The 12,177-nt window shown below is 62.9% G+C and carries 10 protein-coding genes and 1 pseudogene; 10 read left to right on the forward strand and 1 reads right to left on the reverse strand.

Features of this window, described 5'->3' with window-relative positions:
• Positions 1–101: 101 nt before the first annotated feature.
• From H1204_RS20360 to dinB, 7 genes and pseudogenes are all read left to right on the forward strand, one after another.
• A complete protein-coding gene (locus H1204_RS20360; RefSeq protein ID WP_007743880.1) occupies positions 102–272 on the forward strand; it encodes a hypothetical protein in 171 nt (56 codons plus the stop codon).
• A gap of 706 nt (positions 273–978) precedes the next feature.
• A pseudogene (locus H1204_RS20365) lies at positions 979–2,269 on the forward strand (MFS transporter).
• 23 nt (positions 2,270–2,292) lie between these two features.
• On the forward strand, positions 2,293–4,734 hold the full coding sequence (locus H1204_RS20370) for a glycoside hydrolase family 31 protein (RefSeq protein ID WP_180732455.1): 2,442 nt from the start codon (positions 2,293–2,295) through the stop codon (positions 4,732–4,734).
• 110 nt (positions 4,735–4,844) lie between these two features.
• Complete coding sequence (locus H1204_RS20375) at positions 4,845–6,029, forward strand: porin (RefSeq protein ID WP_180732456.1); 1,185 nt, start codon at positions 4,845–4,847, stop codon at positions 6,027–6,029.
• Positions 6,030–6,358: 329 nt separating this feature from the next.
• Positions 6,359–6,628: a hypothetical protein gene (locus tag H1204_RS20380; protein ID WP_180732457.1), complete on the forward strand. Its 270-nt coding sequence runs from the start codon at positions 6,359–6,361 to the stop codon at positions 6,626–6,628.
• On the forward strand, positions 6,625–6,930 hold the full coding sequence (locus H1204_RS20385) for a hypothetical protein (protein WP_180732458.1): 306 nt from the start codon (positions 6,625–6,627) through the stop codon (positions 6,928–6,930). The genes H1204_RS20380 and H1204_RS20385 overlap by 4 nt, the downstream gene beginning before the upstream one ends.
• 160 nt (positions 6,931–7,090) lie before the next feature.
• Positions 7,091–8,245, forward strand: a complete 1,155-nt coding sequence (gene dinB, locus H1204_RS20390) for a DNA polymerase IV (protein WP_180732459.1) — start codon at positions 7,091–7,093, stop codon at positions 8,243–8,245.
• Between the two features lie 38 nt (positions 8,246–8,283).
• Here the strand turns inward: dinB and H1204_RS20395 are convergent, their stop codons facing one another.
• Positions 8,284–8,625 carry a hypothetical protein gene (locus H1204_RS20395; protein ID WP_180732460.1) on the reverse strand — a complete coding sequence of 114 codons (342 nt, stop codon included), beginning with the start codon at positions 8,623–8,625 and terminating at the stop codon, positions 8,284–8,286.
• Positions 8,626–8,840: 215 nt separating this feature from the next.
• Between H1204_RS20395 and H1204_RS20400 the strand changes: the two genes are divergently transcribed.
• The 3 genes from H1204_RS20400 (at position 8,841) to H1204_RS20410 (ending at position 12,042) form a co-directional block, all read left to right on the forward strand.
• Entirely contained in the window at positions 8,841–10,316 is a 1,476-nt protein-coding gene (locus H1204_RS20400; protein ID WP_180732461.1) for a PLP-dependent aminotransferase family protein, read from the forward strand.
• A gap of 307 nt (positions 10,317–10,623) precedes the next feature.
• Positions 10,624–11,655 (forward strand): phosphate ABC transporter substrate-binding protein PstS, encoded by a 1,032-nt coding sequence (gene pstS, locus H1204_RS20405; protein ID WP_180732462.1) that lies wholly within the window; start codon positions 10,624–10,626, stop codon positions 11,653–11,655.
• Positions 11,656–11,829: 174 nt separating this feature from the next.
• Positions 11,830–12,042: a hypothetical protein gene (locus H1204_RS20410; protein WP_131242264.1), complete on the forward strand. Its 213-nt coding sequence runs from the start codon at positions 11,830–11,832 to the stop codon at positions 12,040–12,042.
• Positions 12,043–12,177: the final 135 nt, after the last annotated feature.

A 12,177-nucleotide genomic window follows, 5' to 3' on the forward strand; every position in this document is an offset into this window, starting at 1 on the left:
GATTGATGCTTGACGAGGGATTCCTAGAATAGATACCAAGGCGCGCGGGTTTTTGAGGGCGCCAGGCGATTCAAGAGTTCGGACGGATAGCGGAGATTGAAATGGACATCCTGGACGTAGCGCGACAAGCAGGCATGACCGTCGTGCTCGAAGCACGGATCGGTCGACAGGAATATCACAGCGTGCACGGATCGCTGGCGGCGCTGCAAAGCTTCGCCGAGCGGGTGAGGGCGTCGACGATGGAAGAAGCCCAGGCCGTCGAGCATGAGTGAAAAAAAGAGCCGTCGGTTTGCGACGGCTCTTTGGTGTGATGTGGTCTCCAGCGCTGATCTGGCGATTAGCCGCTGAATAGTTCGACGAGACAGACGACCGTCGCGAACAGTCCGATGCAGCCGCCCAATGCGACTGCACCTTGCATGAAACCTCCTAAATTCCCCATATAGCGCTCCATAGTGTTCTGGGTGGTGGCGCTAGTCTAAATCGAAAGAAATAAGAAAGGTAAAAGAAAGTATTGGCGAATTTTCTGCCGATACTCGTTTGTCCCGACTTGTACGACGACGTATCTCAAAGAATTTTCCTGTCACGCAGCGGTTTCTTCGGTCTTGTTTCCCATTTCACGAGACGCTGCCGAAAATCAGACTCCTTTCGGCCTGTGTGTGGACAGCCTCTTCGCCATTCCAATCTTCCTTTTGGCGCGTAAGAGAACAATCTGATGTTCGAATGAACATCATGCGCGCTCCATCCACGTTTTTGTCCTTTCGCAACACAGCCGCCCGCAAATCGCGCAGAACGGCCATCTGACAGGCTTGTCGCGTGGTCTGTCGCGCGTACTACATGGTTTTCCCTGGTATCCTACAGACGTTTGAGTGATACGATGACCGATGATAAACGCTAAATGAATGTTCGAATTCGCGCATTCATCAGCGACACCACCGGGCAACCTCGGGCCCGGTCTGCACAAAGGAAATGGAGACAGACTTGAGAACAATCATTGGCCTGCGCTGGTGGATCATCGCGCTCGTGTGCCTCGGGACCATCGTCAACTATCTGTCGCGCAACGCGCTCGGCGTCATGGCGCCAGAGCTGAAGACGTTGCTGCACATGAACACGCAGCAGTACTCGTACGTCGTCGGCGCGTTCCAGATCGGCTACACGATCATGCAGCCGGTCTGCGGGCTGATCATCGATCTGATCGGGCTGCGTCTGGGCTTCGCGCTGTTCGCCTGCCTTTGGTCGGCAACCGGCATGCTGCACGGTCTCGCGAGCGGCTGGCTGTCGCTCGCTGCACTGCGCGGTCTGATGGGTTTGTCGGAAGCCGTCGCGATTCCTGCGGGCATGAAGGTGGTTGCCGAGTGGTTTCCGAATCGCGAGAAGTCAGTGGCTGTCGGCTATTTCAACGCGGGCACGTCGCTGGGCTCGCTGTTCGCGCCGCCGCTGGTCGTGTTTCTGTCGCTGCGCTACGGCTGGCAGAGCGCGTTTGCCGTGACGGGCGCGCTGGGATTCGTGTGGGCGGCGCTCTGGTACGTGTTCTATCGCGCGCCCGCCGACCACAAGCGGATCAGCGAGAAAGAGCGCACGGCCATTGTCGAAGGGCAGACGCCGCCTGCTGCGGACGGCCAGGACAAGCGCCGCATCCGCGAAGTGCTCGGCACGCGCCGTTTTTGGGCGATCGCGCAGGCGCGCTTCTTCGCCGAGCCGGCGTGGCAAACCTTCAGCTTCTGGATTCCCCTTTATCTCGCCACTGAGCGCCACATGGACCTGAAACAGATCGCGCTGTTCGCGTGGCTGCCGTTCCTCGCACCTCGGCGGTCTGTTCGGCGGTTATCTGTCGCCGTTCCTGATGAAGCGGCTGCGCGTGCCGCTCATCTGGTCGCGCATCGTGGGCGTCGTGCTGGGCGCATTCATGATGATCGGTCCGGCGTGCATCGGGCTGGTCGCTTCGCCGTACGAGGCCATTGCGCTGTTCTGCGTCGGCGGCTTCGCGCACCAGATGATCTCCGCGCTCGTCAACACCCTGGCCGCCGACGTGTTCGAACCCGGCGAAGTCGGCACCGCCGCGGGCTTTGCGGGCATGGCGGCGTGGATCGGCGGGCTGGGTTTTTCGCTGATGGTGGGCGCGCTGGCCGACAAGATCGGCTACACGCCGCTGTTTGGCGCGCTCGGCGCGTTCGACCTGATCGGCGCGACGCTGCTGGTGATCCTGATGCGCGGCGTGTCGCGCGACGCCCGTCTGCAACGCGTCGAAAACGGCGCGGGCAGCGCGGCCTGAACTGACTGACCTGGAAATACATCATGGCTACGTTGAAGAATCGACCGCGGTTTTCCGTCTCCGAACCGCTCGCCGAAACCCCGACCGGGGAAGCCGGCAATCCGATCGTGTTGTCCGCTGCGGATGGCGCGCGGATCGAACTGTTCGTTCTCGCCGAGGACATCATCCGCGTGCTCGTGCTGCCGACGGGCGAGCTTCGCGGACCGCGCACCTGGTCGATTGCGCCCGGTCTGGAAGACGTGCCGCTCGATGGCCGCGACCGGCGCGACACGAGCGGCTTCGGCAAAACGGTATTCAGCGCGACGAGCGACGCGGAACGGCTGGTCGTCGAAACCGCGCAGGTCCGTCTGACGGTCGCGCTGGACGGCGGCTTCTGTTCGTGGGCCATCGCGCGCGACGGCGCATGGCATGACGTGATGAACGACCGTAAGACACAGGCGTACAACTTCGGCTGGTGGGACGAGCGCGTCTATCACTATGTCGAGCGGCAGCGCGGTGAGATGTATGTGGGCCTCGGCGAGCGCGCCGGCACGCTGGACCGCGCGAACCAGCGCTACGAGATGCGCAACATCGACGCGATGGGCTATAGCGCACGCAGCACGGACCCGCTCTACAAGCACATCCCGTTCTACGTGACGTGGCAGCCGCAAACGTCGATGGGCTTTGGCCTGTTCTACGACACGCTCGCCGACTGCCGCTTCGACATGGGGCGCGAACTGGACAACTATCACGGCCACTACCGCCATTTCGTCGCCGAGCACGGCGATCTGGACTACTACTTCATTGCGTCGGCGGATACGCCGTTGCACGCGGTGCGGCGCTTCACCTGGCTCACGGGCCGGCCCGCGCTGATGCCGAAGTGGGGCCTGGGCTATTCCGGCTCGACGATGAGCTACACCGACGCGCCCGACGCGCAACACAAGATGGGCGAGTTCATCGAGCGCTGCCGCGAGCATGACGTGCTGTGCGATTCGTTCCATTTGTCGTCGGGCTACACGTCGATTGGCGCGAAGCGTTACGTGTTCAACTGGAATCACGAGAAATTTCCGGACATCGAAGGTTTCGTGCACGGCTATCTGCGCGAGGGTGTGAAGCTGTGCGCGAACATCAAGCCGTGCCTGTTGCAGGATCACCCGGCATTCGACGAAGCCGCGAAGGCGGGTCTGCTGATCGAATCCCGCGACGGCGAGCCCGCATGGGTGCAGTTCTGGGACGAAGTGGGCGCGTATCTCGACTTCACCAATCCCGCCACGATCGACTGGTGGAAAGCGCGCGTGAAAGACAGTCTGCTGCGCTACGGCATTGCATCGACGTGGAACGACAACAACGAGTTTGAAATCTGGACGCCCGACGCGATCGCGCAAGGCTTCGGCGAGCCGTTCCCCGCGCACCAGGCCAAGGTCCTGCAGACGCAGTTGATGATGCGCGCATCACGCGACGCGCAGCGCGAGCACGCGCCCCGCACGCGGCCATTTCTCGTGTCGCGTTCGGGCGGCGTCGGCATGCATCGTTATGTGCAGACGTGGTCCGGCGACAACTACACGTCGTGGGAAACGCTGCGCTACAACCTGAAAATGGGCCTCGGCCTCGCGATGTCGGGCGTGTCGAACAGCGGTCATGACATCGGCGGATTTTCCGGTCCGGCGCCCGAGCCGGAACTGCTGCTGCGCTGGGTCGGGTTCGGCATCTTCCTGCCGCGTTTCAGCATCCATTCGTGGAACGACGACGGCACCGTCAACGAACCCTGGATGTATCCCGAAGCGACCGAGCAGATCGCCGGCCTCATCAAGTTGCGGTATCGGCTGATTCCGTACTTGTACGAACTGCTGTGGCAGTCGCATCGCTCGTACGAGCCGGTTCTGCGGCCGCTGTTCGCGGAGTTCCCCAACGATCCGCGCTGCCTCGCCGATGGCGACGACATGATGCTCGGTTCGTCGCTGCTCGTTGCGCCTGTCGTGGAGCAAGGGCAGAGCGAGCGCGAAGTGTATCTGCCTGTTGGCGCGCGCTGGGCGTCTTACTGGAGTGGCGAGGTGTTCGGGGGCGGGCAGGGCGTGACGCTGCCGGCGCCGTTCGAGCAACCCGTGATGCTGCTGCGCGAAGGCAGTGTCATTCCGTTGAACGTCGCGGATCAGCATTTCGCGCAACCTGCTGACGAGCGTGCGTTCATTGCGCTGCCATTCGAAGGAACCGGCACGGCGCAAGGCGGGTGCGTCGAGGACGATGGCGAAACGGAAGCATGGCGCGATGGCGTGCAAGGGCGCTGGAATGTCGCAATCGCAAGCGACGCCACCACGCTGCGTATCGCTATCGACCGTGAAGGGCAGATGCCGTTCGAGCAACACGACGTGCAAGTCAGCCTGCCTTCATCCGAGATCCGCGCCGCCATGTGCACGAACGGCGAAGTGACCAGTGATTCAATCGTGAACGGCTGGCGCCGACTGACGCTGCGACTCGCGCACTCATAAATTCAACACACGACACCGCCAACAGTTCGCATTTTCAATCCACCACCATGTTGCATGGGACGAGAGCAGGGCGTTGAAGCGCCTGCTCCGTCGCAAGGAGACTACAAGCAATGAAGACTTTGAAATGCACGCGCACGCGTGCAATGGCCCTCTCATGCCTGCCGCTCGCGGGCGCCGTATTTTCGACAGGTGTTTTCGCGCAAAGCAGCGTCACGTTGTACGGCGTCGTCGATAACGCATTCAGCTACGTCAGCAATCAGCGCGGCCATTCGAACTTCTACATGAGCCAGGGCAACCTGCAGGCGAGCAAGTTCGGCTTGCTAGGTGCAGAGGAACTCGGCGGCGGCACGAAAGCGATCTTCCGCCTGGAAAGCGGCTTCAATTCACTGACGGGCGCGCAAAGCAGCGCGGGCAACCTCTTCAACCGGCAGGCGTACGTCGGTTTGAGCAACGACAAGTACGGCACGGTGACGCTCGGCCGCCAGTACACGCCTTACTTCAACATGGTCGGCGCGCTCGGCCCGACAGGCGTGCTGACGGGCGCCACGGGCGCGCACCCGGGCGATCTCGACGCGCTCGATACGACGCTCCGTTTCAACAACTCGATCACCTACGCATCGCCGAATATCGCCGGTCTCACGTTCGCCGCGCAATACGGGCTCGGCGGCGTGCCTGGCAGCGTGACGAACGGCAGCAATCTGAGCGCGGCGTTGCGTTACGACTACCAGTCGTTCTCGGCCGCGGCGGGCTACGTGAAACTGAAGGACATCACGACGAGCCAGTCGCTCGGCAGCTTCGCGATCAATTCGCCCGTCAACAACGGCTACGCGAGCGCGAGCAGCACGCAGATGATTGCTGCCGCCGCCCGCTACAACATCAGCGACCTGATGGTCGGCGTGAACTACTCGAACGTGCAATACGCGCCGGGTTCGCACTCGCTGTTCGCGAGCGAGGCGGTGTTCAACACGTACGGTGCAATCGCGACTTACCGCTTCACGCCGTCGGTGATCGCGGGGATCGGCTATAGCTACACGCGCGCAAGCAAGGCGAACGGTATCGATGATCCGGCGCAGTATCACCAGATTTCGCTGGAGCAGACCTACAGCCTGTCGAAGCGCACCACGTTCTACGCGCTGGAGGCGTATCAACTGGCGCGTGGCAAGTCGCTGATCGCGTCGGGTTCGGGCGTGGCGATCGCGGATGCGGTGGCGGTTGTTGGCGATTCGCAGAACACGACGCCGTCGTCGGGACCGTCGCAGTTCGTTGGCATGGTGGGCATTCGTCACTCGTTCTGACCACGTCGTCATTGAACACGGCAAGCGATTCGCGGCGATTCGATTCATCACGACTTGACGCCGGGCGTCGCGACATTGCGACGGCCCGGCGTTTCTTTGTCCGCTGTGCGGACATGCGCGAAGGAATGTGCATGTTCGACAGCGTGAAGGGCGTCCACGTTTGCCGGGCGTCGGGCGGCAGCATTTCATCATCGGCGAGTCTCACGCGACCTGCCCAGTTCCCGGCAATTCCCTGTCTTAACGATTCACGCAACACCCCTTCATATCAATTGCGCAAAAGCCTGTATGAATATACAGTATCGGCGTGCGATTCAAGAGGAGCGTGCGTCATGGAAATGCGTGTGCATCAACCCGCCGGTCATCCGATGCCGGAGATCGCGGCATTTGTTGCGGACCTGAAGCCGGCGTTCGGCGAGTGGGAAATCGACGAGGCGATCCGTCGCGGCAAGGCGGGCGAGCCGACGTTCTATGCATGCGAGAATGGCCGGTCGGTCGGCACGGCGCGCCCGGCAGTGACAGACGCTTTCGCGCACGATCCTGCGCACGTCCAGGCAAGCGAAGCCCGTCAGGAAATTCCAGGCAAGGAGAGTGAGCGATGAAGGCAGGTCGTCTGTGCGTCGGGCTGATTGCGCTGGTTTTGACTTCTGCGGCGCACGCGGAAAAGTACGTCGAAATCTGGAATCCGCCGGAAGCGCGTGGTCATTCTGCCGCCCCGGCCGTGCAAAAGCCGCTGCGTCCGCATGCGCAAAAGCCGGCGGCGCCACGGCTTGCGAGGAAGGTCACCGAGCCGGGCAACGTACAGGCGGATCACGGCGCTTCGCCGGTGGTGGCGACAAAGCGCCCCGGCAACCGGAGCATTCCGCGCAAGATCGGTCCGGATGGCAACGTGTTTCGTGTCTAACCGATGTGGGAAGGTGGCGGGTGCGTCAATCCTTGCGGCGCGGGCGACTTGCTAAACTGCTTGTCCTTGTCCGCTGCGGCTTAAGTGGGCGACGCCGGCAGAATAATTTGGCGTCGCGCACCCCAACCCCAGTCCTTCCTCGCAAACCGCATCACGCAACATGAGTGTCATCGTCCGCCGTATCGCGCATCTCGACATGGACGCGTTCTACGCATCCGTCGAATTGCTGCGCTATCCGGAGTTGCGTGGGAAACCGGTGGTGATCGGCGGCGGGCGCAACGCGATACCGGAGACCTTGCCTGACGGCACGCGCCGTTTTGCGAAGCTGAAGGACTACGCGGGCCGCGGGGTCGTCACGACGTCGACCTACGAGGCGCGCGCATTCGGCGTGTTCTCGGCAATGGGCATGATGAAGGCCGCGCAACTCGCGCCGGACGCGATCCTGCTGCCGACCGACTTCGATTCCTACCGCCACTACTCGCGTCTCTTCAAGGCGGAAGTGGCGAAGTTCACGACGCGTATCGAAGATCGTGGAATCGACGAAATCTATATCGACCTCACGGACATACCGGGCGATGCCGCCGACATCGGCTCGCGCATCAAGCAAGCCGTGCATAGCGCAACGGGCCTGACGTGTTCGATCTGCGTCGCGCCGAACAAACTGCTCGCGAAGATCGGCTCCGAGCTGGACAAGCCGAACGGTCTCACCATCCTGACGCCCGAAGACATTCCCACGCGCATCTGGCCGCTCGCTGCGCGGAAGATCAACGGCATCGGACCGAAGGCGAGCGACCGGCTGGCTGCGCTCGGTATCAACACGGTCGGCGATCTGGCGCATGCGGCGCCGGATCTGCTGCAGGCCAACTTCGGCCTCAAGTACGCCACGTGGCTCACGCACGTCGCGCAGGGCAGCGATGAGCGTCCTGTCGTCGTCGAATCCGAGCCGAAGTCGATGAGCCGCGAGACGACGTTCGAACGCGACCTGCATCCGCGCCATGACCGGCCCGCGCTGTCGGAATCGTTCACGCGCCTGTGCGTGCGCGTCGCGGAAGACCTGCAGCGCAAGGGCTACGTCGGACACACGATCGGCATCAAGCTGCGCTTCGACGACTTCTCCACCGTCACGCGCGATCTGACCATTCCCGCCGCGACGTCGGACGCAGCGGCGATCCGGCGTGCCGCGACCGAGTGCCTGAAACGCGTCGCACTGACACGCAAGCTGCGGCTGCTCGGCGTGCGTGTGAGCGGGCTCTCGCTGGCGAGCGAGCAGGCGCCGCCGCTGCCCATACAAGCCGAACTGCCATTCACGGCTTGAGCGACGACACCCGCGCGCGCATCCCCCACGCCACAGCTTCAGCTTCGCCGAAACCGCGCGCCGTTCAAGCGGCCAACCGAAACGAGCCAGCGCCCGATCGTCGCGACCATCGACCGTCCGCGCGGACCCGCGTCGATCTGCGCAATCGCGGCACGCTGCCCGGTTGCGAGGACTTCCACGAACGCTTCATACGGCAGCACATGGCGCTCGCCTTCGCAAAGGACGACCGACACCTTGGGCGCGTCGCCAAGCAGCCAATCCAGCGATGCATCGCGGTAGCTCACCCGCAGCGTGCCTTCCAGCGCGACGATCGCGCTGCCGCATTTGAACCAGCCGGCGTGAATCTGACCAGGGGCGTATCGGTATTCGAAGGGTTTCATCGAGAACTCGGTCCGAAAGCAGTCAACAGATCGACCCGGCGATATCCGAATCGACGGGTCACATGTCGAAAGCGTAAAGACAGCCATCGGACCGCAACAGACTCACACGTTTAGAATCTGTACCGATACAGGAACTTTTTTGTTGCTCTGTTTCCGTCTGAATTTCCACGGTCTGTATCTGGCGATCTATCCACGTAGCAGGCACGATCCGAAGGATGATCTTGCTGAACGACGAACCGCTTCTCGCGCCGCCCGACACGGGCGCGCCGTTGTACGAACGCCTCGCCGAGCACTATCGCCGGGTGATTGCATCGGGCACACTCGCGCCCGGCGACCGGATGCCGTCGGTGCGCGCGTTGATGAGCCAGCACCACGTGAGTCTGTCGACGGCGATTCAGGTCTTTCGTCGTCTCGAAGATGGCGGCTGGCTGCAGGCGCGGCCGCGTGCGGGTTACTTCGTGCGGCGCGCGCCTGCCTCGAAACTGGCGACCGTCGCCGAGCCGGACATTCCAGCGCTTGCCGAGCCGGCGCGCTACGTCGGCTTGCACGAGCGCATCTCGCGCGTGATCGAGCGGGCTCAGGCGTTTCCGGATGCGCTCAATCTCGGCGGCGCGACGGCCGATGCCGCGCTTTATCCGACCGAGCGGTTGCAGGCGCTCGCCTCGCGCATCCTGCGTCATCGGCCGACGCTGCTGACGGAGGTCGGCGAAGACGGCGGCGCGGCGGAACTGAGACAGGCCGTGGCGAAGCGTGCGTTGTCGACGGGCGTCACGGCCTCGCCCGACGAGGTGCTCGTGACGAGCGGCGGCGTCGAAGCCGTGAACCTGGCGTTGCGCGCGGTCGCGCAACCGGGCGATACGATTGCCGTCGAATCGCCGGCGTTTTTCGGGCTGTTGCAGATACTCGAAAGTCTCGGATTGCGCGCGCTCGAAATACCGACCAGCCCGACGACGGGCCTGTCGCTCGAAGCGCTCGATATTGCGTTGACCGCATGCCCGGACATCAAGGCGCTCGTCGTCGTGCCGAACTTGCAGAATCCGCTCGGCTGCGTGATGCCGGACACGCGCAAGGCCGAACTCGTGCGGCTGTGCGCGCGCCGTGGCATCGCGCTGATCGAGGACGAGCCGTATCGCGAGCTGATCGAATCGACGGAACCCGCGCGGCCGCTGAAGGCCTGGGACCGCGACGGCGGCGTGATCTACTGCGCGTCGCTGAACAAGGTGCTTGCGCCGGGCATGCGGCTCGGCTGGATGTCGTCGGGGCGCTGGCATGCACGCGTGCGGCTGTTGAAATTCGCGCAAACGCGGAATAACGAGTCGCTGGCGCAGTTCGTCGCGGCCGATTTCATCGGCTCGGGCGCGTATGACCGGCATCTGCACCGATTGCGCGAGAAGCTGCGCGTGCAGCGTGAGGCGAGCGCCGACGCGATTGGCCGATATTTTCCCACGGGCACGCGGCTGAGCTTGCCGCCTGGCGGGCTGCTGCTCTGGGTCGAGTTGCCCGATGGCAAGTCGTCGGATGCACTTTTTGAAGCTGCGTTGCCGCACGGTATACGGATTGCGCCGGGTTCGATCTTTTCGAACTCGGAGCGCTTCCGTTCTTTTATTCGCCTCAGTTGTCCGGGGCCGTTCGATGAGCGGATGGACGCGGCGCTTCGACAACTCGGCCGTCTCGCGGGGGAAGTCGCCTGACGGCCGGGAAGCGTTGCGAACGCGCGTCGGCCGTACGCGGATTTGTCTGTGCAATCTGCTCTTCTGAAGACTGCTGCATCCGTCACCGCTTTGTCATGAAGCGCGACTAACTTCGAAACGCACCCCATACAAAGCTTTCAGCAAGTCACTTGTGTGGGTTCGAGTCGGGTGTCATGGCGCTAACTCTGGTCGACTGCATTTTCGTGCATGGGACGGGCGTAAGCGCTAAAGCGCCAACGCCCGTCGACTCGCCGTGGGGCCGGTGTAGGCGCTAAAGCGCCAACTCCCGTCGACATTGAGGAAAACCATGAAAATCGCTCTGATTGCAGCCGCCAGCCTCATCGGCGCGCTGTCCTGTTCCTTCGCGCACGCAGCCGACGTCACAGGCGCAGGCAGTACCTTCGCAGCCCCGATCTACACCAAATGGGCCGACGCGTACCAAAAGACGGGCGGCGGCCGTATCAACTATCAGGGCATCGGCTCGTCGGGTGGCATCAAACAGGTGCTTGCCAAGACGGTCGACTTCGCCGGCTCCGACGCGCCGCTCAAGGACGATGAACTCGCGAAAGACGGCCTGTTCCAGTTTCCAACTGTGGTCGGCGGCGTGGTGCCCGTCGTCAACATGCCGGGGGTCAAGCCGGGTGCGCTGGTGCTCTCCGGCCCGGTGCTCGGCGACATTTTCCTAGGCAAGATCAAGAAGTGGAACGAGCCGGCCATCGCCGCGCTCAATCCCGGCGTGAAGCTGCCCGATACCGACATCGCCGTCGTGCGTCGTGCGGACGGCTCGGGTACCAGCTTCATCTGGACGCACTATCTGGCGCAGGTGAACCCGGAGTGGAAGAGCAAGGTCGGTGAAGGCACGACGGTCAACTGGCCGACAGGCACGGGCGGCAAGGGCAACGACGGCGTCGCGGCGTTCGTGCAGCGGCTGCCGGGCGCGATCGGCTATGTCGAATGGGCGTACGCGAAGCAGAACAAGATGACGTACACGTCGCTGAAGAACGCGGCAGGTGCCGTCGTCGAGCCGAAGACGGACAGCTTCAAGGCGGCGGCAGCGGGTGCCGACTGGTCGAAGTCGTTCTATCAGATCCTCACCAACGAGCCGGGCAAGGATGCATGGCCCGTCGTCGGCGCGACGTTCGTGCTCGTGCATGCGTCGCAGGATAAGCCGGATCGCGGCAAGGAAACGCTCAAGTTCTTCGACTGGGCCTTCAAGAACGGCACCCAGACCGCGCAGGAACTCGACTACATTCCGCTGCCGGATGGCGTCGTGTCGCAAATCCGCACGCAATGGAAGGCGAAGGTCAAGGACGCATCCGGCAAGCCGATCGCCGATTGATCAGATTAAAAGGATAAAAGCGGGCCGGTGCGCGAAAACGCCGGCCGTCATTGAACAGTAACGGGGCATCGTGATAATGCGAATCCTGGCCTGAGAGCGATCGGGACGGGCATGAAGCACGGCGTCGGCCGGGCCTAGCGCCAGCTATTCCGGTTGAAAGCCAGAGACGCACCCATGACCATTCCCATGCTGACCACACACCGTGGCTATCGCCTGCAAGCCAGCGCCGCAATTCGCGACGATGGCCTGCATGCGGCCGATCTGATCATCGAAAAGCCGGGCCTGCCGGCTCGCATCTTCAACGCGCTCGACTTCTTCTACGACGGCGAGCAGGCGCTCAGGTACGCGACCGCCTGGGGCCGCATCTGGGTCGATATGAAAGGTTGATCCCCCAACTCGCTTTGGGATGCCGCCTGCGCTCGACGCGCAGGCGTGCCGAGCGAACCGCCACGAGCCTACCCATCCGTTTCAGCCATCCCCATCCCGCAGCCCGATAAGTTCATACGATTAGCAGCGCGAACT

Origin of the sequence: Paraburkholderia sp. PGU19, from assembly GCF_013426915.1 — a bacterium.
Lineage (GTDB): Bacteria > Pseudomonadota > Gammaproteobacteria > Burkholderiales > Burkholderiaceae > Paraburkholderia.

Excerpts from the sequence above, each read along its gene's own strand:
- H1204_RS20360 (WP_007743880.1), top strand. The coding sequence starts at position 102 with ATGGACATCCTGGACGTAGCGCGACAAGCAGGCATGACCGTCGTGCTC.
- H1204_RS20370 (WP_180732455.1), top strand. The coding sequence starts at position 2,293 with ATGGCTACGTTGAAGAATCGACCGCGGTTTTCCGTCTCCGAACCGCTC.
- H1204_RS20375 (WP_180732456.1), top strand. The coding sequence starts at position 4,845 with ATGAAGACTTTGAAATGCACGCGCACGCGTGCAATGGCCCTCTCATGC.
- H1204_RS20380 (WP_180732457.1), top strand. The coding sequence starts at position 6,359 with ATGGAAATGCGTGTGCATCAACCCGCCGGTCATCCGATGCCGGAGATC.
- H1204_RS20385 (WP_180732458.1), top strand. The coding sequence starts at position 6,625 with ATGAAGGCAGGTCGTCTGTGCGTCGGGCTGATTGCGCTGGTTTTGACT.
- dinB (WP_180732459.1), top strand. The coding sequence starts at position 7,091 with ATGAGTGTCATCGTCCGCCGTATCGCGCATCTCGACATGGACGCGTTC.
- H1204_RS20395 (WP_180732460.1), bottom strand. The coding sequence starts at position 8,625 with ATGAAACCCTTCGAATACCGATACGCCCCTGGTCAGATTCACGCCGGC.
- H1204_RS20400 (WP_180732461.1), top strand. The coding sequence starts at position 8,841 with ATGATCTTGCTGAACGACGAACCGCTTCTCGCGCCGCCCGACACGGGC.
- pstS (WP_180732462.1), top strand. The coding sequence starts at position 10,624 with ATGAAAATCGCTCTGATTGCAGCCGCCAGCCTCATCGGCGCGCTGTCC.
- H1204_RS20410 (WP_131242264.1), top strand. The coding sequence starts at position 11,830 with ATGACCATTCCCATGCTGACCACACACCGTGGCTATCGCCTGCAAGCC.